Source organism: Bradyrhizobium diazoefficiens (genome assembly GCF_016612535.1).
In the GTDB taxonomy this organism is placed as follows: domain Bacteria; phylum Pseudomonadota; class Alphaproteobacteria; order Rhizobiales; family Xanthobacteraceae; genus Bradyrhizobium; species Bradyrhizobium diazoefficiens_C.
Genome location: NZ_JAENXS010000004.1, coordinates 21,481 through 42,501 on the forward strand (window position 1 = coordinate 21,481; position 21,021 = coordinate 42,501).

At 58.7% G+C, this 21,021-nt stretch carries 16 protein-coding genes and 2 pseudogenes; 15 read left to right on the plus strand and 3 right to left on the minus strand.

Annotated features, from left to right (window positions below; all coding sequences use genetic code 11):
• Positions 1 to 10 precede the first annotated feature (10 nt).
• Entirely contained in the window at positions 11 to 892 is an 882-nt protein-coding gene (locus tag JJE66_RS34235) for a WYL domain-containing protein (protein WP_200520209.1), read from the minus strand.
• 295 nt (positions 893 to 1,187) lie between these two features.
• On the opposite strand from JJE66_RS34235, the gene JJE66_RS34240 reads away from it, so the two are divergent.
• The 10 genes and pseudogenes from JJE66_RS34240 to JJE66_RS39045 form a co-directional block, all read left to right on the plus strand.
• Entirely contained in the window at positions 1,188 to 1,853 is a 666-nt protein-coding gene (locus JJE66_RS34240) for a hypothetical protein (protein ID WP_200520210.1), read from the plus strand.
• Positions 1,854 to 3,034: 1,181 nt separating this feature from the next.
• Positions 3,035 to 3,934, plus strand: a complete 900-nt coding sequence (locus JJE66_RS34245) for a hypothetical protein (RefSeq protein ID WP_200520211.1) — start codon at positions 3,035 to 3,037, stop codon at positions 3,932 to 3,934.
• Between the two features lie 11 nt (positions 3,935 to 3,945).
• Positions 3,946 to 4,203 (plus strand): hypothetical protein, encoded by a 258-nt coding sequence (locus JJE66_RS34250; RefSeq protein WP_200520212.1) that lies wholly within the window; start codon positions 3,946 to 3,948, stop codon positions 4,201 to 4,203.
• A gap of 201 nt (positions 4,204 to 4,404) precedes the next feature.
• The gene (locus tag JJE66_RS34255) at positions 4,405 to 5,886 is read left to right on the plus strand and encodes a DUF4407 domain-containing protein (protein WP_200520213.1); all 1,482 of its coding nucleotides are present in this window, start codon (positions 4,405 to 4,407) and stop codon (positions 5,884 to 5,886) included.
• A 9-nt stretch (positions 5,887 to 5,895) separates the two neighbouring features.
• Positions 5,896 to 6,525, plus strand: coding sequence for a hypothetical protein (locus JJE66_RS34260; protein ID WP_200520214.1), 630 nt, complete (start codon positions 5,896 to 5,898; stop codon positions 6,523 to 6,525).
• Positions 6,525 to 6,878, plus strand: coding sequence for a hypothetical protein (locus JJE66_RS34265; RefSeq protein WP_200520215.1), 354 nt, complete (start codon positions 6,525 to 6,527; stop codon positions 6,876 to 6,878). The genes JJE66_RS34260 and JJE66_RS34265 overlap by 1 nt, the downstream gene beginning before the upstream one ends.
• Positions 6,879 to 7,444: 566 nt before the next feature.
• Positions 7,445 to 7,633 (plus strand): hypothetical protein, encoded by a 189-nt coding sequence (locus JJE66_RS34270; protein ID WP_200520216.1) that lies wholly within the window; start codon positions 7,445 to 7,447, stop codon positions 7,631 to 7,633.
• Between the two features lie 486 nt (positions 7,634 to 8,119).
• Positions 8,120 to 9,946 (plus strand): DUF3825 domain-containing protein, encoded by a 1,827-nt coding sequence (locus tag JJE66_RS34275; RefSeq protein WP_200520217.1) that lies wholly within the window; start codon positions 8,120 to 8,122, stop codon positions 9,944 to 9,946.
• 988 nt (positions 9,947 to 10,934) lie between these two features.
• Complete coding sequence (locus JJE66_RS34280; protein ID WP_200520218.1) at positions 10,935 to 11,174, plus strand: hypothetical protein; 240 nt, start codon at positions 10,935 to 10,937, stop codon at positions 11,172 to 11,174.
• Positions 11,164 to 13,206 (plus strand): annotated as a pseudogene (locus tag JJE66_RS39045) (recombinase family protein); the annotation flags it as partial. The gene JJE66_RS34280 and the pseudogene JJE66_RS39045, both read left to right, overlap by 11 nt.
• Here JJE66_RS39045 and JJE66_RS34290 read toward each other — a convergent pair.
• Positions 13,207 to 14,159 (minus strand): annotated as a pseudogene (locus JJE66_RS34290) (IS3 family transposase); the annotation flags it as partial.
• 685 nt (positions 14,160 to 14,844) lie between these two features.
• A complete protein-coding gene (locus tag JJE66_RS34295) occupies positions 14,845 to 16,941 on the minus strand; it encodes a galactose oxidase-like domain-containing protein (RefSeq protein ID WP_200520219.1) in 2,097 nt (698 codons plus the stop codon).
• Positions 16,942 to 17,189: 248 nt separating this feature from the next.
• Between JJE66_RS34295 and JJE66_RS34300 the strand changes: the two genes are divergently transcribed.
• From JJE66_RS34300 to JJE66_RS38555, 5 genes are all read left to right on the plus strand, one after another.
• The gene (locus JJE66_RS34300; RefSeq protein WP_311980203.1) at positions 17,190 to 18,188 is read left to right on the plus strand and encodes a heme-binding protein; all 999 of its coding nucleotides are present in this window, start codon (positions 17,190 to 17,192) and stop codon (positions 18,186 to 18,188) included.
• Positions 18,189 to 18,294: 106 nt separating this feature from the next.
• Positions 18,295 to 18,606, plus strand: coding sequence for a hypothetical protein (locus tag JJE66_RS34305; protein ID WP_200520221.1), 312 nt, complete (start codon positions 18,295 to 18,297; stop codon positions 18,604 to 18,606).
• Positions 18,607 to 18,682: 76 nt separating this feature from the next.
• Entirely contained in the window at positions 18,683 to 20,221 is a 1,539-nt protein-coding gene (locus JJE66_RS34310; protein WP_200520222.1) for a C25 family cysteine peptidase, read from the plus strand.
• A 1-nt stretch (position 20,222) separates the two neighbouring features.
• Positions 20,223 to 20,465: a hypothetical protein gene (locus tag JJE66_RS34315; RefSeq protein WP_200520223.1), complete on the plus strand. Its 243-nt coding sequence runs from the start codon at positions 20,223 to 20,225 to the stop codon at positions 20,463 to 20,465.
• 262 nt (positions 20,466 to 20,727) lie between these two features.
• Entirely contained in the window at positions 20,728 to 20,862 is a 135-nt protein-coding gene (locus JJE66_RS38555; protein ID WP_283818549.1) for a hypothetical protein, read from the plus strand.
• Positions 20,863 to 21,021 lie beyond the last annotated feature (159 nt).

Genomic DNA, 21,021 nt, shown 5'->3' on the forward strand with positions numbered 1-21,021 from the left:
CTCCCATTTGCTACGCTAGGCGCGCTCGCTCAAGCGCCTGTTGAACTACCTTCGGATCGGCGAGCACGATCGGATGTTCGTGTGCCGGCGCAGCCTCTGATTTGAATGAGAGATTCAAGCGCTTGAGGAAGTAATAGAGGAGCGCCAGCCGCACGCGCACCGTGAGCAGACCGAGTTTCATCCCGTAGTCCTGCGCCACGATCTTCTTCTGCTGCGCGTTCAGCTTTTGGTTCGGCATGAGTGTCACGTCGATGGTTTCATGCCAGAGCGTATCGTCTGCTCCGGTCGCGAGCGCCGCACCCGGATTTCGCTTGTCCAATATCCGTGACAGCAAGAAATCGACGAATTGCCGATCGCCGTGGCAGAATGCCCTGACGTGCCAGCGGGCCCCATCGAACGCGAACGCGTGCGGCGAAACCCGCCGCCATGCCGCATGCGGCCGCGATGGCGTCAGTGATTGGTAGCGAATTTCCAGAGAACCGTTCTTGCGAATTGCTTCGACAATCTCCCGGAGGATCTCCGGATCAACGTTCCGCTGCGGTACTCGGATGACGTCGACCGCAGGCACGTCGGCGAGCCACGACTCTCCGATTTCCGCCGTTCCATCCGCAATCGATTGCAGTCGCGACAAATATTGATCGGCTTGCGGCCGAAGAAAGAGCGGATCGAAGTGCGCTGTCTTAAAATACCGCTTCGCACGCGCATCATAGACAATATTCTTCGGCGCCAGCTGTTGGTACTGGCTAAGGTCATTCGAGGCTTGCGGGACCGACACGCCGAAATGGCCGGTGATATCCGACCGGTTCACGCCACCGAGCCAGAAGAGGCGAAACTCGATGAACTCCAGCCTCTGTTCGACGCCCCAGCGCAGCGGATTGTGGGCCAGCTTCATGCTACTCTCCGAGAGGGAATAGAAACTATATTGACGTGAGCATGTGATCCGTATAGTTAGTAGTCCTACATAATGCAAGCAGATTTGTGAGCGTTATGGCGCAATCGGCACGACGACGGTGGATTTGCCTGAGCCGGAGGGTCTATGCTGCCCGGCAGAAGGCGTGGGGCTGAGTACATTGCTTTTTTATGTTCCAGCAGCATCCAAATCCATTGGGTAGTCTGACGAAATAGATATTTAACTTTTAGTTGTCTGGGGCGGGCTGGTAATGCGGGGATGTGCGGCTGTTGCTTTGGTGTTGGCTTTCGTGCTGACAGGATGCGCCGAATCCGAGACGCGAAGCGTTATCAGCAGTGAGTTGCCGTCGGCGAAGTATCGTCGCATTTCGGTTTTCATCGAAAACTCGAACCCAGCCCAGCCGAGGACCGCGCCATCAGTGCAGACAAGCGCTGGAGGGGCGGGAGGTTTTCTTTTGATAATTCCCTCACCGAATCCCTCCTCGACCGATGCTGAGATCGAACAGAAGATAGTCGCTGCATTAGATGCGAAGGGCGTGAAGGCGGGCAGCGGGCCAGCCATGTTTGGCGGACGCTCGCTAACCGACCAAGCCAAGGCGAACATTATCCAAAGGAACTTCGATGCGGTGCTCTACGTAACTGTGCTCACAAATGGATACACCGAGGAGCAGGTCGCAGGAGCTTCCCATAACGGGCAACTCATTAAGTTTGCGGGATTAAGTCCAGAGCCGATTACCGAGTATCACGACGACCTCATTCTAAAGCCCGATGGCACGGTCTGGCACAACGTTCCGACATTTCAAGCGAAGTGCGACTTGCAGGATACGAAGACGAACAAGGTGGTGTGGTCCAGCGAAACGATAGCGACTGGCGGAACACTCGTCGTAATGTCTAGAGCTGCTGATCAGATAGTTTCGAAGCTGCGTGCCGATGGCGTGATTTGAATGCGTGATTGCGAGGAGAATCCATGATGTCGCGAGGTGGTGTGCAATGCAGACGCATGGCGTGCTTGATTGCGTTAATAGGTTCGGTTGCGGTTCGTGCGGAGGCCGGCAACACTAATGCACCGCCGCCCGTGGTCGCGCGCCCGGCCGCTTCGCGCCCAGTAGTCGTTGCTCCAGCTGTCGTTAGATCGTCGCCGAACTTCTCGGCGCCACAGGCCGGCCACCGCAGTACGCCGGCATCGATAGGCACGCCTGTGAATAGGGGGGCGCCCGGGCCAAACGCGGTCCCGACCTTCTCTCCTTCATTCCAGACTGGGGGGCAGACCACACCGCACGTCGCCGGTCCCGTGGTGGGTGCGTCGCCGCAACAACCGGGCAGACTGAATTTTGCACCTCACTCGGTTTCAGGGTCTGTACCTACGTCCGGTACTGCGCCGATGGTCGCACCAGCAGCATCGGCACCCGCGCAGCCTGGTCGAATGACCTTCAATCCTGTTCGGCCGGCCCAGCCGGCTCCCTCGCTTGCTACTACGGGCGCGCCGCACATCAGCGAACCGACGCGGATTTCCATTGTGCCGGAAGCGCCAACGAGCGCGCCGGTTACGTTGCAGTCGACGAGCATCCCCGTCGCTCCTTCCAACGCGGCGACGCGGCAGTCAACACGTATCAGCATTGTGCCGACGACCACGCCGGCAATGGCACGAGCCGCGGCGCCATCCTCATCGAGCGGCGCCGGCTCAGGTCCCCCCATCGCTCCCGCAAGCTCTGGCTATACCACCAGCGGCTATATGATAGGCGCAAGCGGCATTACCGCAGGCGGTTACAGCGCGGGTGGAGGCTATACCGCAAGCGGTTATGCGGCGGGTCAGAGCGGGCTCACAAGCGGGAGCTATAGTTCTGGTGCGGGTGTAAGTGGGGGGTCGACTGGCTACAATTCCGGTAGCGGGTATACGGCCGGAGGATATGTCGCGGGTCCAAGTGCACTCAGAAGTAGCAGCTACAGCGCCGGCGGGGGACTTCCGGCTAGTGGTTACACAGCCCGCTCAAGCAAGTTGACTGCCACCGGCTATCGGTCCGTTCCTGGCCTCGCGACAAGCAGCGGCCACACAGCAAGCGGCTATAACGTAGGTGGAGGCACTACCGCGTCGAGCACGCTAAGGCCAAGCGCCGTTGCGAGCAACTTGAACCAGTCGTCTGAAAAGATATTCGATCTGGCGCTCGCCACTTTCCGAGAACTGCCGAATGGCACTACGAAGGTCTTGGGCACAATCGGAAATGGTCTCATCGCTAGTGAGAAGGCTGCTGGTCAGGATATTGCTGCAGCTTGGGGCGCGTCTGCCTACCAGCGGCAAATAGTGCAAACGCGGGCTCGCGAACAGGCTTCATTCTCTCAATTGGTCAAACAACGCGATGCCGCGCGTGCCGCCGGACGAGATACGACCAAGCTGGACGCAGAAATAAAGAACCTCAAATATACGCCTGATGATACGAGTTCGGTATTCCCAGCGCTAAAAAAGACGAATGGACAGATTGCCGCCGATTTCGCTGGTCTTGCACTCGATACGACCTCCGGCGGCCTCGGTGGGGCGGCCAAGGGAGCGCGCGTCACAGCCAATACTGCGGTTGGCACTGCAAGCGAGATCGGAGTCAAAGCCGCAGCGACAGACAGCGCGCGAGTAGCCCGCGCAGTCGAAAACGGAACAGTAGCGTCTAAGGACGTAGCGACCGCGGCGCTGCCTGCGGCGCGGCAAATTGCGTATGCATGGGAGGGTCTCAACACCTACCGCGAAGGCGGAAAGATGACCGCAATTGAGCACATCATCTATCGGCATTCGTTTGGTTCGGGCTTCTCCAATGTTAGTCGGTTTGCGAAGGATACTCGCGCGAAGGACATTCAATCCTTCGTAGATCAAGCAGCGCGTTACGGTAGCGTCACCTCCCAAGGTGGGGGCACCTATAAAATCGTGTATAATGTAGGCCGCACTATAGGTACCGGTCGAACCGGTGAAACCGCTACCGGCATTGAAGTGTTTATTAGAAATGGTGTTGTCCAAACTGCTTACCCAATCGCAACAAAATGAACCAAATGGTAATGACCACCTTCTTGCTCGACGAAGCCGATGCGAATATCCGCAAGTTGATCCTCGACTCAATCGATAGGCTCACAGGGCAGGATTATCGCGGGGTACGGAAATTCGAGTTCAATCGTTTCGACGTAAGTCTAGATTTTGAGAACGGTGAAGTGACACTAACCGACGATCTGACGGTTGGCCCTGCTGGTGAATTCACCACGAGCATGCAGGAGTTCGGGGCTGCACTGCGGGCCCCTTCGCAATCGTCGACGCGGTAAGAGCGACTGCTTTTTCTTTATCAATGTCTAGCTGAGAGATACCGAGCAATTGCTGCCGGTTCTTTACCCTCAACGCCGAGCACGGGGCCGGTGCAGATTGCTTCCGTTATAGGCCCTCATATCGAATAGAAACTATATTGACTCGACCTGCTAGCCCGTATAGTTTCTTTACTTATTGGGTAGAGGGGCAAAGGCGAGCCGATGCGTGTCACCACCGAGCAGGGCGGACGAAGCGATCAGGAACCTGGATCGGTTGGCGCAAGCGCACTTTGCGGGACGACGCGAATTCTCTGGACTCTTGCAGGTGTCGATCCCGATCTTGCAGCTCGCATGCCGAGAGACGAGCAGTGGTGCTTTCGCCGTGTGGCGCTCGCGATGCTCATTGGCGGAGCTTTTCAGCTGAGTATCAGCTTCACGGCAATGTCAGTCCTGACCGACCAGAAGCTTCTGGCCTTAGGTGTGGCTCTGCTAATCAGCCTCATCCTGTTCAGCTTCGATCTCGCGTTTGTGCATGCTGACTGGATCAGCCAAGGTCTCAGTACTCCTGGTTTACAGACCTGGAGCGGGTACGCCGCTCGCATTCATCGAGTGAAGCGCGGTCTGTCACTCGGCTCGCGCTGGCTGCTGTCAATCATTGCGGCCAGTCTGTTTGCCCAGTGTCTCCTATTTGTCCTCTTCCGCCCCGAAATCGACAGCTATTTGGCCCGCGAGCATGCCGAGGCAAATGCATTAGTGGTGCAGGCCGCTTGGCAAGAGCACGCCAAGCTGCTCACCGCTCTCAACGAGCGCGTTGTCGTGGGCGAGCGCAGAGAACAAGAGTTAGGCGCCGAACGCTCGCTGCTACCGCGCGCGGGACAGGAGTCAGGGATTACCAAAGAACTCGCACATCAGGATCATGTTCGAAGCAGCTTGGAACAAGAAATTGAAAATATGGAGCGCGCGCTAGATCATCAACGCACCAGCGCGGCGGCAGAACAGTTCGGCGTCAAGCTGAGCACAAGCACTGGACTTCGTGGTCAAGGTGACTACTACCAATTCCATCAGTTACAGGCGCAGCAAACTGCGCAAGCGTTGCATATCAAGAGGACGGCGCTGGAGGAGTTGGCTCGCAAGATTGAAACGCTGCGGATGGAGCAAATGCGGCAGGGCAGCACAGTCATAACCGCTACGGATGCGCGCCTTGCAGCTCTCGATCAGGCGCTCGACCTTCAGCGCAAGGCGACCGACGAGTCTCGGCGTGAGCGACAAGTCTTCGAGGCTCAGCGCCAACCATGGATCGAAGAGCACGCGCGAAACGATTTCAACTACGTTCCACCTCGCTCGGGTCTACTTGCCGACCTTGATGCGCTCCTTGCAATCTCGAAGTTGAGCCCAGCGTTAGCGGCATTCGTTCTCTTGTTGAAAGCGATGATCATGGCTCTGGAGCTTGCGGGGCCGCTGACGAAGGCGCTGCTCACGCCGCCCAGCACGTATGCTACAGCGGTCGCGCTGCGCTTCCTGGACTGCTTGCACTCGGAAACAGAGCGGCGACGTGAGCTCGAGCATGATCGAGCCGTCGCTACCGACCGGCGCGAAACGGTTGCGCACGCGATCGAGATGGCGCGCAGCCGACGCCGCGCTGAGACCCAAGCGTCCTCCGGATTCCACAAGTTGTTCGATGATGCCGCCAGAGCAACTGCTTAGGAGTATGCCATGGACCACAAGAACGCTCCCCATTTCAACATCGCGCCATCTTACTCTTTGACACGTTCGGGAACGCGCGGAATCCCTAAAGGTCCCCTCGGCTCAAGCATCGCGTCCGCCACTGGAGAGCTTGCCGCAATAAAGGACCGCCTCGGGTTTGTGGACGCTTATATCCTACAGCGCGACATTGGGCGCGAAAGCAAACGGGCGATACGCGAGGCGTACGGCTTGCTGATCGAAGCACAGCGTCAGGCACTAGTCGCGCGGATGACGCACGAACTCGACGAGGAGAAGAAGCGGATTTTCGTGCAGTCGATGCAGGTTTCCAATGCAATTGATCGGGAAATCGCGGAGCTAAGTGCCGAGTTCACCGGCGCGCTCTTTGAAGGCGCCTTGAGCCAGGGCGTTGCGGCGGCGCGAGCGGAGAAGGAGACGCTCCAAAACCTTGAAGAGTTGCATCAGCAGGGCGAGATCACCTCGATCCGATACCAACAGCTACAGGGCGCGGCATCGGAAGCGTGCGATCACATCACCAGCATCGTGAAGACGAATGTCGCAAAGATCGTCGAGAGCCATTTGGAGAAGCTCGAAGGGACTTTGAGGCTCTTCAAGGACCGGGCGCTAAAGGAGATGCCCTGATGGCGCGGAAACTCGCATGCTTCACCTGCGGGCTGATGGGTGTGCTTGTCCTCGGGGCGGCAGTATGGGCTCGATCCAACCTTCTTGATCCGTTCCTCACGGTCGACGTTCCGACGCTACTCCTCAAGAGCAGTGAGTATGAAGGCCGCCGAATAACGGTACGAGGTGTCGTTGATGTTAACGCAGGAATCCTCGGACGAGGTATGTTCAAGCTGCGGCAGAACGGCTCTGACCTGTGGGTGCTTACGGATCGAGGCGTTCCGTCTGAAGGGCAGATTGCTACCGTCCATGGGACGTTCAAACAGGGAGTCAAGCTTGGGTCGGTTCAACTGCCCATCCTGTTGCAGGACTAGTCCTTCTTGCATCTACTCGTGAGAGCCTGTCTCGCAGAAAGAAACCCCGCCAAAGCGGGGTTGAAGCGTTGCGCCTCTTTGATCATCAGCGGCACGGGCTACTTGATTATAGCGAGCGAGCGTCGAGATCATCTGAGAACGTCATGAAGACGTGCTCGATGAAGAGGGCGCGGTTCTCAGGATTGCACGCCATATAGTCGGTCAGGTGGACAATCTCGTGCAGAGTTGTACTGCGGAACGTCGAATGTTTCCTGGACAATAAACGCGCCGGAAACGTGGTTTGTAGGTGCGTCGGAAATGTGTACGGGACGAGCATTTGCATTCTCCTGAATGGGTTAGCCCTGCCCACTGGTGGAGCACCGCTACGAATTGAACGTAGCACGTAGTCGGGGCGTGTCTCGACGTTCCCCCAACGGGGCGTAACACTCGCCAGTGCGTTTAGCTGACCGATGGCCTAGGTGGGAAGGAGCAGGGCTCTTGATAGTATACCGCGCGAAGCAGCGCCGCGCGCTTTACAACAAGCGCTGTAGGCGTCATAGAGTCCGCAAAGCATCAAAGGAGCCAAGATGGCAAAGAAGGCGAAGAAGATGAAATCGGGCCGCCGCGGATATACGAAAGCGGACGTAAAGGAATTGTGTGCCCACTCGAAGGCCAAGACGCCCGTCGCAAAAATCGCGAAGCTCACGAAGCGCAGCGAGGGGGCATTGCGGCAGAAGGCCCGCACGCTCGGAATCGGCCTGGGCCATCAACGCTAATGGCGAGGTTCAATCGCATTTTCCCGAAGCGACGCTCGTCCAGATTATCTGCGTGCTGATGGCAGTCGTCATCATAAAGATGTCGAGCTAAAACGAAAAGCAGCCGTGTCGGGCGGCTTGTTTTGGTCTACTGGTGCGGAACGATCTCATCTAGTAGTCCTCCGCAAGCATCCACGTCGGCGATCCAAACGGGGTTCGAGAAATCTTTGTGGTGAGTGGAAGCGGCGTTCCCGCGGCGGGCACCTCAGCAACTGTGCGCGGCGTGTTTCGGCAGACGTTCACGGTCGGCACGTATCAGCTTCCGGTGCTAGTTCTCAGGCCGTGACCTATCCGAAGTTAAGAACTCTTTCGTGCCACGTCTTGCTTGCAGTCATGCCTAGTTGTTAGGATTGCTGGTGTACTTTCAATTTGCGCATTTGCTTCCAAATATCGCGAGTTTGACGCGGTTGCATGACGGAGTAGGTGAGCCACAGCGTGGAGGATGAAATGTCTTCGACCGAAGCCTCGGGTCACGATGATGGGTTGGTTCTTTGCCGCGACGCGAGAACTCCGCAAGAGACATTCTGGCCTTGTTCAGCTGAAACGCTTGCAGCTTGGTATCGTGAAAATCGCGTAGCAGATGCAGATTGGATTTTCATTCCATCGGTTGGTTGGAAGACCTCCAAGGAAGCGCGAAAGCTTATAGAGGAATTAGGAGCAAATAGGACATTCGAGAATTCCAAGCTCCAATCGCCCAAAGCTAGTCCTTCGCAAGAAAGTACTGGTGGGTCTAGTTGGCTTGATGGCGTACTGAAGGGGGTCGGTTCAGCGATTGAAGATGGGCATACGGATGTTGCCCGGTTTACAAGCGGTCAAGAGCGGCGTCCGGTCCAAAATGGTGGCGACGAGCAGACCGGCGCGGGTTACTTTCAATCGGGTCTTGACCGACAAAGACAAGCGGCAGCTGCCGAAACTCGTTCGGATGAGCGAAGCGAACGGCGGACAACTCCCACCGGTTCAGATTCGAAGAGCGGGGGATCCAGAGCAGCATTACCGGGAAGATTGAAAGGTAAGGTCAAATCGTTGAACAGGCGACAGACGGGCGGGCTAATCGAAACGCAAGATGGAGGAGGGCCCGCTGGTTTCTCAATTTGGGAGATCGTAAACAGGTGCTCGGCCACTCTCTTAGAGGGAGCGGAGTTAGAATGCGATTTGATCGAAACGAGTAAGGGCTTGGCTGCAAAGAACATTAGAATAGAAAAGTTACGGCCGGTAACGGATCAAGACCGACTTCCAATCGGCAAACGCTTACATGAATGGGCCAAGGTCGATTTTAACAAACCGCATGAGCATGATGGAAAACGCTACGATAACATCCTAGATGCGCTGGCCGACATAGCGTTGGATGAACCTTGGGCTATCGGCGGTGAAAACGAAGATAAAAAGTTTCCGCTTCTGCGCGATTACCTGTATGCCACTTTTGTTCGTCTAGGGAGCGCAAGCCAAAACAAAATCGCGATCAAAAATATGGAGGGGAAGTATTGGGCTGTTTTCAACACGGGTCTGGTTGATAAGCTCTACAATGCCATCTACTTGCTATTTGAAAGCGACACTCGTTGGATATGGCGTCTCGCCCACATCGCAGTTCCCCCAAACGGGTGGGAAGGGCGCAGACTTATTATATTGTTTGACCAAGACGAATTGCCGCTGCCTGCGACCTATTTCAAAGATGGCAATGAAGTCATTATGATTCTCAAGCAGCCTGGCCGCGTAATCCCTTTCCGCGATGATCATATTATCGATGATGCCATCAAGAATGATCGATATCCCGCCGACTTTTTGGAAAGATATCGACCGGACGATCTGGAGTGGGAGGACTATACAAAATATCCACCACTTCCGAGGCGCAAGGACGACATTCCAGCGTCGCCCCGTGGAAAATTTCTAGCGAAGTATGTCGAGCGGATGCGCTCCAATGGCGGTGATGCGCGAGTGAAGTTCAAGGACGCAATTACAAACGCTGTTGCTAAGGCCCAACGGCGAACCTTTTGGAATTATAAGACCGCAATTCCTTCGTACTATCCTGCGGCAGACAAAATGCAGCTGCTGCTGCCTCTGTCACTCGACAGCAGAGATGAAAAGAAGGTGAGTGTCGCGCTAATCGTGAACCGGCACCCGTCAGGGGCATACGAAGGTACAACTATTTACCCGCTCGAGTGGGCATATCGGCACGCGCGCGTAGTTTGTAGGCCTGATAGCGATTGGCTGAAGGCAGAAGATATTTCTCCGCCTGAAGCAGCTGATGACGGCGAGGATTTGGAACAGGATGATTAGGCTGCTATAAAGAAGACCTCCCAGGAAAAATGGGAGGTCTTGGTGTGCTTAGTCGATCTGGTCAGATCAACTAAGGCTGGACGAATACAAACTGGCCTCCCGCGAACCAGGGACAGTCCGGATGACCTGTATCGGCATCCAGAACCAATCCTCCCTTGTTGTACAGATCGAAGATTCGAGCAGCTCCGCTTGAATCGGGGATAGGTACGCTGGCGACACCGAAGGCGTCTCCGCAAGGTTGGTCAGGAAACTGTAATCGAAGCTGCGGACCCACTTCGACCGAACAGAGCTCCAAACCAAGCTGCCTTGCCCGAGAGCAAATGTCACGGTAGTTGGCCGCAACGCTCCGAAACCCGAGTTCTGCTACCGAAACTCGGACGAGATTCAGCTCGGCTCTGGTCTTGGCCACTTGAAAGCTGGTCGACTGGATGACGCTCGCTGCTAGCTCGCTCGCCGTGCAGTCAACGCTCGCAAGAGAGAGCTGGTCCCGGTTGTCTGAACAGAATCTCCGCGTCGATAAGTGGAGCGTCTGCCGGGGTTAGGCTGCCGTGCGGAGCGGCAGCGGGTTGAAGTAGGCTTGATCCGGTGTGCCGCCGTCAAGGCTCGAATGTGGGCGGCGGCCATTGTACAACAAGGTTTAACAACGCCCACGGGACCGTTTTCAGAGAACTGTTCTACCGTTGGCATCCGTGGTTCGGGATGCGGGTGGCGATCCACGAGGCGGTCGATAAGGCCGATGGCGTTGTCTTTCGCTGCACGTTGAGCGGCTCGACCGTAGACCGATGGCTGGAAGTGCCGGCCTGGATGTTCGACCGAGCAATGTGCCCCGATCCGCCAAGGCTGACCACATCGCCTTTTGTCAGCATGGATGCGCTGTTAGCGCTGTCGGATCTTCTCCGGCACGCATTGAAGCCGCCGCTATCATCATCGAATGCACCGCATTCTGGCGCATCCATATCCTCTCACGATCAGAATCGGGGAGAGGCCCATGACCATGCGAAGCCCGGTAGCGCCAGCGATGCCGGCCGAACGACGAAGGATTCAGCAAAGCGACCGTTCTCGACAGATCGATCTGTTCGCCGACGTAACGCCGATACAGATGCCGGCATGGCGGGACCTGCCGGAACAGGCGCGGGGTACGCTAACCGTGCTGATGGCGCGGCTGATCCTGGAGCACGCTCAGATCAGCAGCGCGGCCTCACGGTCGGAGGCCGGTCATGATCACTGACAAGGTCCGGCCGCACCATCTGGAGCGCAAGGCGCTGCTTTATGTGCGACAATCTTCAGCCCATCAGGTATTGCACAACCGCGAGAGCAGCGCGCTGCAGTACGCCATGCGGGATCGCCTGACGGCGCTCGGTTGGTCGGAGATCGAGGTCATTGATGACGATCTTGGCCGCTCAGCCGCCGGCGGCGTGCAGCGCGCTGGCTTCGAGCGCATGGTTGCCGAAGTCTGCCTCGGCAAGGTCGGTGCGGTCTGCGCACGCGAGGTGTCGCGCTTCGCGCGGAACAGCCGAGACTGGCAACAGCTGATCGAGATGTGCCGCGTGGTCGACACCGTGCTGGTCGATCAGGAGACGATATATGCGCCGAGGCACGGCAATGACCGGCTGCTCCTTGGCTTGAAGGGCAGCCTCAACGAATACGAACTCGATCTCCTACGCCAGCGCTCGCTCTCCGCCCGCCACGAGAAGGCGCGCCGAGGAGAGCTTGTCGTTACCGCGCCAGTGGGCTTCGTGAAGGCCGGCGATCGCTATGAGAAGGATCCAGACCGGCGAGTGCAGGAGGCAATCGTGCTGGTCTTCGACAAGGTGCAGGAGCTTGGCAGCGCGCGGCAGGCGCTGTGCTGGTTCCATGAACACGATATCGATTTGCCGGTGAGGCAGAATAACGGAGAAACGACCTGGCGGCGTCCCAACTACGCCACCATCCACCGGATGATCGACAACCCGATCTACGGCGGGGCCTATGCCTATGGTAAGACTGCCGCAGCATCGGGATACAGCGCCGATGGCGTCAGCGTGAAAATCCGTCGCAAGGCGCGGTCGGATTGGCTGGCGCTGATGCCGAATGTGCATGAAGGATACGTAAGCTGGGAGAGAGCGGAAGCGATCCGCAAAATGGTCAGCAGCAACGTTCCTACCGGCTGGCATCACGGCGCACCCAAGCATGGCGACGCGCTCCTTGCCGGGCTGATCCGCTGCAACCGCTGCGGACGCAAGCTGACGCTGAAATATACAGGCGCCAAGCACGGGATCCCGCGCTACAGCTGCAGCCGGGCCTGGATGGACAACGGCGCGCCTCACTGCATCGCCTTCGGCGGTCTGCGCGTTGACGACGCCATCGAGAATGCGTTGCTAACTGTTGTCGGCCCTGGCGCGGTCGCCGCCGCCACAGCCGCCGAAACGGAGGCAAGCCAGCGGCAGGATCAGGTGCGCGACGCTCTCGGCCGCGACCTCGAAGCGGCGCGTTACGCCGCCGACCGTGCCTTTAGGCAATACGATGCTGCCGATCCAGCCAATCGGCTGGTTGCGGGCGAGCTGGAGGCGCGCTGGAACAGGGAACTCACGCATGTGGCGGAGGTCGAGGCCAAGATCGTGGCACATGATGCAGCCGTGCCCGTTGCTGCCGTCAATCCCCTCGCGCTTGGTCTACTGGCGTCGAACCTCAAGACGGTCTGGTCCGCACCGACGACCGATGCGCGCCTCAAAAAGCGCATCGTGCGCACCGTCATCCATGAGGTCGTGGCCGATATCGACGACGCAGCCGCCGAGATCGTTCTCGTCGTTCACTGGATCGGCGGCATGCACAGCGAGATGCGCCTGCCCAAGCGCCGCCGCGGTCAACGGAACAGCACATCCGCCGATGTGATCACCGCCGTGCGCCAGCTCGTGCTGATCGCCAATGACGACCTGATCGCCGGCATACTCAACCGCAATGGCCTGAAGACCGGCAATGGCAACCGATGGACTCGCGAGCGTGTGACGTCGATGCGATCGAACTATCGTATCCCGGTGTTCAAGCCCGCCGAAGACGGGATGGAGCCGTGGCTCAACCTCAGCAACGCCGCGAAGCTTCTGCAGATTGCGCCCAAGACGCTTCGACTTGCCGCACAAGCCGGAGAGATCGAGGCAATCCATCCTCTCTCGGAAGGACCATGGATCTTCGCTCGCGCCGCGCTCTCGACATCAGCCGCTCGATCGATCACAGAACGGGCGCTACAGAACCCGAGGTACCCTGCGGGATCGCATCCCGGCCAGCTCGACGAACACGTTGTCCCGCCAAGCGCCTTTGCCGTCCATGCTGATGGCGATGCCATTGCTGGCGAGCGCGCCGGTGAACGCCGCGCCGGTGAACTGCGAGCCATGGTCGGTGTTGAAGATGTCGGGCTTGCCGTGACGCGCCATAGCATCCTCCAGCGTCGCAACGCAGAATGATGCCTCCATCGTGATCGACAGCCGCCACGACAGTACCCGGCGGGTCGCCCAGTCCAGCACGACAGCCAGATAGACGAAGCCACGCGCCATCGGGATGTAGGTGATGTCCATCGCCCAGACCTGGTTCGGGCGCGTGATCTCCATGCCGCGCAACAGATATGGATAGATCTTGTGGCCGGGCTCGGGCTTGGTGGTGCGCGGACGGCGGTACAGCGCCTCTATCCCCATCCGCCGCATCAGCGTTTTGACATGCCGACGGCCGATCTTGCTCCCCTCGGCAGCCAGCAGGCCTCGCAACATTCGCGAACCGGCGAAAGGAAACTCCAGATGCAGCCGGTCGAGCCGTCGCATGATCGCGAGGTCGGCGGAAGGCACTGGACGCGGCAGGTAATAGACGCTGCCACGGCTGATGTTCAGAGCTTCCGCCTGCTTGGTGATCGACAGATCGTGCCCACGGTCGATCATCGCTTTGCGCTCAGCAATCCCGCCTTGGTGAGCGCGCCCTCTAAAAAATCGTTCTCCAGCGTCAGCTCTCCGATCTTGGCGTGTAGCGACTTCACATCGATGGCGGGTAACGCCGCCGCTGCACTGCCGCCGCCCGGACCGAACACATCGGCGGCCCCGCCCTCAAGCTGCGCTTTCCACGATGTGATCTGATTGGGATGGACGTCGAATTGCTCCGCCAACTGAGCCAGTGTCCGGTCACCCTTGACCGCGGGAAGTGCCACTTTCGCCTTGAAGGCCGGTGTGTGGTTCCGGCGTGCGCGTCTCGTCATCGTCTCTCCTGATTCGCGGGACAATCTTGCCCGCCGTCAGGCAGAACCTCCACTTATCGTACCGTGCAGATTTCCGGAGCCGGCTCTCACAGCATGTACACGTGAGAGGCATGATCCTCTCTAATATTCTTGATCAAAAGGTACAGCGCGTAGAGCGCGCAAAGACTGCCAACGACAAAAACCGCGTCCGCCAAGTCGTTCATATTTCCTGCCACCTTATAACTCCCGTTAGATCGACGTATTCATCGCGCCCGTAGAGCGCAAGTCGGAAGGAAATCGCCTTTATCTAGACTAGGCAGTGGACGCGGCGAGCCAACGGCTGGATCGAGGTGGATGAAGACTGGTTTTGCGCGTCGATAAGACAGGGGGCGGCGCTAAGGAAGAACCCGATCGGGGAATTTGTCGGCGGCGAGACTCCGCCGCAGCTGCGTCACGCATTCGTGGGCATCGTGCCCGGAAATTATTGTTGAACCTCGTCTTTCCGTTTCGTTTTCAGATTGTTCCTTTTCGGTGCAACAACCGCTGAGCCAAGCGAGGGGACTTATCCTGCCGAGGAGACACGTTGCAGGAAGTGGCTTACACGAGCTTTTTGGTTACGCGACTGCTAAACGGTCGCGGTGCAGATCGCGCCGTCGGCGGGGCTCCAAATACGATTGGGCGATCCGATTGTCAGGCAGCACGCGCGTCAGTCGGTCTGCCGGAGGTGGAGCCGAACGGCGCCATTGTCCTTGACCAGAGGGCCGGTGACGGTGACTTGGGGAAGAGGGCCGCTCGCACGAACGCGCGCTAACAGATCATCAAAGGCGGAGAGTTCCGCAGACGTGGGCAGCGCGGCCGTGCGCCGCGACCAATCCCATTGGACCTTGTCAGCGGGGCCGAGCGGGCCAAGACCAATCAACCAACCGTTGCCCCGCAAGATCAACTGGTCCTGATCGAGTTCGGCAGCGCCGGTCAGGATCACCTCCGCGCCGCGGAAATCGTAGCTTCCTTTGGCCATGTCGCGGAAGGTCGCCAGCCAGTCGGCCAGGTCTGGCAGATCTTGCTTTCTCAGAAACACCTCGGCTGTGGAGTCTGATGCGTTGGCGATCGCCTTGACCGTATCGACATCTTTCAATGCCTTCAGCGTCTGATAGGCGCCACCCCAGCAGGCCGCCAGTCCATATGGACAGCGTGAGGTCAAGCCGATCACCACCTTGGTGCCTTGTGCGGCAGCTTCGATTCGCCGGTCATGCGTCGAAAGGGCTTCAGTCGCCAGGGCCAGCCCTTTGGCATTTGCCGGATCGGCCGGTGCCTTCGCTATCTGACGGGCTTGCTCGATCCGAATGAAGCGGGCCTTGGAGGGGATGCCGTCGGCGGTAAGCAGAAACAGCATGTAGATTGCAGGCGGGCAGGTGCTCTGATCGCTCGGCAGGGTGATGCTGGCATGCTGACCCTGAACGTCGCATGCGATCTCAACAAAACGCTGATTGGTATCCATGGAGTGGGTGACGGAGCCCGGCTTGACAAGGCTGGCGCGAACAGGCGCAGGGCCTGAAAAGCGCAACGACAGCGTTGAACCGGCCTGGGCTTCGGCTGGCGCATCCTCGATCTGCGGCCGTGCGCCACGGAACAGGTACGGTGGGCTGAAAATCTGCGCGCTGGTATGAACGTCCTTGGAATCGATCGGCTGTCCGTTTGGAAGATATTCGCCGCCGCCAGCGCTCAGCACGCGTCCGTCAGGAAGCAGCAATGCGGTGGAATGATAGCAGCGATCTTCGGCCTCCGGGGCAAGCGTGGTCCATTGCCCGTCGCGCGGACTGAAGAGCTCGGCCTCGTGCACCGGTTCGCCTGGAGTAAGATCGTTGAAGCCGTCGCCGTTGCCGCCCTTTGTGCCGCCGGTCACCAGCACCGTGCCATCAGCAAGCAGGGTCGCATTGTGCTGGCGGCGCGGCCGTGACATCGGCCGGATCTCTCGCCACACGGGATCGGTTTCGCCGAAGTCGATCACCTCGCAGGCCGCCGTCGGGATCTTGCTGTCTGGATCATTGCCGCCGCCGATATAGATGATCTTGCCGGGCGCATAGGTGAGGGAAGGGGCGTATTGTCGGTCTCCCTCATGTCGGCTCGGCGCCTTGGACCAGATGCCGCCACCCGTCGGATCCAAGAATTGCGAGATCGGGTCGGTGCCCGCAGCAAAGACGCGATCCTGTGACGTGGCGTGCAGCCGCGGATAGAGCGATAGAACCATGCCGCTGAGATCCCGCCAGCCGCCGGCAGCGCTCCAGATCTGCGGAACATGGTTGTTCTGCCAGGTGTTGGGCCCTTCACGGTAGCTGCCCGATGTGACGAGGATGTCGCCATCGAGGAGCGCGATGACGCTTGGATACCAGCGGCCATGGTTCATGGGAGGAAGCGGTGTCCAGCTGTTGGTCTTCCAATCGTAGAGCGATGCCTGATTGACGCCCTCGCCATCGACGAGATGCCCACCCGCAATAAACAGCCGTCCGTCAGATAGAAACGCATGGCCGGAGCAGAAAAGATTGACGGACGAACCATCCGGCATGATCGGAGACCTCGTCCTTCGAATCTGAAGGCTGGCCGGATCCAACAGGTAAACGTCAGTGTCATGCTGATCCATGCCGCCATCGAGATCGGTGCGGCGGCCCCAGAAGAGGACCTTGCCGTTTGGAAGCAGGTGGGTATGAACGGGCACGTTGGGCAGCTGAATGACCTGCTCCCACAAGCCTTCCCTTGCGTGCCTGGCGTCGTCCGCACTGCCGGAGTTTTCGCAGTCGCATGTCATGATCACGCTTCCTTGTGCCTTCGATCATCAACGTCTTTGGTGAGGCCTCAGCGACCGACGCGACTTGCCGTCACATCGAGATCACATCCGCGCCCTAGATTGATCAAGCGTCTGCGGCGCAGCAAGTGGATCGCTTCTCGTGTAGTTCAAAAATATGTCAACCTCACGTTGACTAATCACTTTTTCCGATTACGATACTTCGACATTCTGCGAAGACATTATCGATCAAACGAGATTTGGAGACGGTCGTGCCGATAGACACAGACTTTTCATTTGCGCATGTGGTGCCCTCGACTGCAAAGGGCCTCGCCGCCCCCGATCTTCTCGGCCCGCTGCGACCGTTTGTCGGTCAGCCGGTCGCAGGCAAGGATGCGCAGCGCTCCTGGAGAGGGTCCGGCTTCAACCTGATCTGGCGTCCGAATTTCATCGGAGAGTTCGGCCCGAACGATTTCTTTCTGCAGCTCTTCTTCACTAGCGAACAGATCGATTTCACCGAGATCACCGGCTCTGGGATCGCGAACCGCTCGCTGTTCGAAAAGACTGTCGTGCTCGGTGGGGCCGCCTATACCCAATCCATCAAGGATAGCTTCGACGGGTCGGGGCAGCACTTTGAGCCAGGCGTCTGGGCACATGCCCCGGTCATTGCCAATCCGAACGAGCCGACAACCGTGATCCGCATGGGATCAATTCCACACGGTACCACCATCAATCTGCAAGGTACTGCGGTCGAAATTGCGGGACCGCCAACCTTCGATCCGGCCAGCATCACGCCGTTCACGATCGGCAGCGCCGATGATGGCGCGACGGGGCTTGTGCCGTTTCCCAACGAAGAGGATTTCACCAAGGACAGCCCGTCGCGGACAGACCGCGCACGTCTTGCAGGTCTCAAGCCCGACCATCTGACCAACCCCAATCTCTTCCTGTCCGATGCGATCGCTGGCCAGAAGATCAGCCGAACGACGGTCCTGAAGCTGTCCTCGATTGCTCCCGATGTGACCATTCCAGCTCCCCGACCAGATATCGGGGGAGGGGTTGCCAATATCGCGTTCCTCGAAGGCAAAGGGGTTCCGAAGGCTGGTGGTCCAAATGGCGTCACTCAAACCGTCACCACGACGTTCTGGATCGAGGAGATCGATGACGGCTCCGGTCAGCCGGCGCTTCAGCTGCAATATACCCAGCGCGTGCTGCTGAATTTCAGCGGACTGAGCTGGCCCCACATCAGCGTCGGCACGTTGCGGCCCGTCTAGAATCTTACAGTTGGCGGTCGGCGCCCGCGTCTGGCTCGCGGGACCGTACAGCAAGTTGCACGATTCCAGTCAATGCGCGCGAGCGCGAAGCTGAGGGCAAACTGTCATGCCGGATCTTGGCGTCGATCTCTGGAAATACGGGTTTTGTATCTTGGGAATCCTGATCAGCGTGCTGCTGCCGCCGCTATGGGCGTTCGTTAAAAGCAGCTTTGCGCCGCCGCCACCGGCTGGAGCTAAGGGGCTCGGCGCGATCGTGATGTCCTTCTGGACGTTGCTCTTGCCTTATTTGGCTTTGGGCGCAGCGTCCGCATTGACCTCCATTCTGATCATCGCCGTCGCCGGTCCCAAGATCGAGACCGCCGCGGCGGCAGTACTCGCAGGCTATGCCTGGGACTCAACCCTGCAGAAGCTAAAATAAGGCTTTGCCAAAAATGGCTGTTGCACCAAAGGCGCCAGGCGCTGCCGACAAGGTCATCGTTGCGAACCGGGCGGGAATGACAGCCAAGTATGGCGCCGCAGGTGTTGCCTCCATCCAGGCGGCCCTTTCTCGCTTGATCGCCGTCGATGCTGCGCGCGGCTTGACGACGATCATCCTCAATATCGACGACCAGACGCAAATGTCGGCATTCGGAGTAGCCCCGATCATCAATGCAGCTGATCAGTCCGGCGTCAAAAGGACGGTGGATGCGATCGATGCGAAGATCGCTCCGGACTATTTTCTATTGCTCGACGGCCCCGACGTCGTTCCCCACATCACGATGTCGTCGATCCCCGGATTGACCGACAGTGATCAAGATATCCCTGGCGATCTACCCTTCGCGTCGGCCGCGCCATTTGGCAATAATGCGAGCGCTTACCTTGCGGTCACCCGCGTCGTTGGACGTCTGCCGATGACCAAAGGTTCCTCGGACGCGGCAGCCTTTGCCAAGATCATCAACCTTGCGACCCAACACACGCCAAGACCACTTGCTGCGTATTCGTCGTTTTTCGCTATGAGCGCCGACAGCTGGAAAATATCGACGCAGCTCAATCTTTCCGCTCTGTTCGGAACCCATGATCCGCTCAGCGTGTCACCGGCAGACGGTCACAACGGCATCGATCCCTCGCTGAGATTGCTCACCCATCTGATCAATTGCCACGGCGCGACCAATGATACGCGCTACTACGGACAGAGCGGGACCAACTTCCCGGTGGCGATGCAGAGCAGTCTCGTCGCGCCGCATCTAAGCCCGGGTACCGTGGCTGCCGCCGAATGTTGCTATGGCGCCGAAATCTTCGATCCAGCGCTCTCGGGCGCCGGTGGGGATCCGATGAGTATGGTCTACCTTGCCGGTGGCGCGGCTGCCTTCGTTGGCAGCACCACCATGTCCTATGGCCCGCCGAATTCAAACGCCCAGGCCGACCTGATGGTGCAGTACTTCATTGATGCCCTGTTGAAGGGGGCTTCGACCGGGCGGGCCATGTTGCAAGCACGCCAGCGCTTCATCAACACGCAGAAAATGTCGGACCCGGTCAACCTGAAGACGCTTGCTCAGTTCGTACTCTTTGGTGATCCCTCGATCGTCCCAGTGGCCGTGGTACCTGTCCAGGCCCCGGCGGGAGCCGTTGCCGCCGCGAACGCCCCGGTCGCGTCAGCCAAAGACCTCTTTAGCGCGCTCTCGACGGGCGATGATGCCAGCAGCGCCCGGAAGTCGCGCCGCATGGCACTCAAGAGCGAGGGTAGCGCGGTAGCATCGGCGGCAACCTTTCTGGGGCGGCAGGTTCGCACGACCGACGCGGTCAAGGCCCGCGTTGAAGCTGTTGCGAAGCAGCGCGGCTTTTCGGGCAGTGTCGAGCTCTTTAACGTCGACGGCGGAGCTACATTCCGCCGGGTCGCGAAGTCAGCGGGGCGGCAGCCTCGGATTGCGGTCACGACCCAACTCGAGGAACATGTCGACGGTATATCCGGGAGTAAACACACCCTTGTGAGGGTGCTGGTTGCCCATATATTAGGGGATGGAATAGTCTCCTTGGATGAATCTGTGAGCCGATGACATGGATCCAAAGTCAGTTGAGCTATCCGGGCGCGTCATGCGAGGTCGCGTCGGCGGCCAATCCAAGAGCGGGCGCGACGCCGTCACGCTGAAGAGCGACGACGGAACAACGTATGTTTTGAGGAAGCGTGGCGGGCCGGCGTTCGGTGACCAGTCTTTGGACTCACTGGTAGGTAGCGCGCTGACCGTCAGTGGTCTGGCCATCGGCGACACCCTGATCATGGATAGCTGGCGGGAAAAGTAGACGCCGAACTTGCTGCAGCGACATCTGCGTTGAGCGGAATTGCGCGCAATGGCTGGCTCACAAGAGACCTTTTTTTGCCACCTCGTAAGAAACGTCGGTTGGGGGCTAACTACCAGCACTGTCTGCTTTCTGAAAATCGGAATATATTCCGTAATCGAGTTATGCGCACCATATCAATGGCTTAGCCGAGCATCCGCGACCGCCGGGGTGCATCGCCGACCAGTCCGCTCTCTATGATGCAGCGCGGATAGGGGAGGCGGCAATGGTGCAGTCCCTGAAGCTCGGCGCAATCCCGGATGGAGAGGAGGCGCGAGGAATGGGCCGGCTCAACCGCTTGCCGATCATGGTGGCGATCGTGCTGGTGGTCGTTTTCTTTGCCGTGATCTTCTACGCCTGACATCGCGCGGCCTGTACTTCCGGCGCGACGCCGGCATCGATACGGCCTCGTCGAATCCGGCCTCGACTTACGCCGATCAGCTGAAGAAAGGCATCTCCAACGGCATCATCGGAGATCAGGCGGAAGCGCAAACATTCCAGCCGTCGCCGCAGCTGCCGG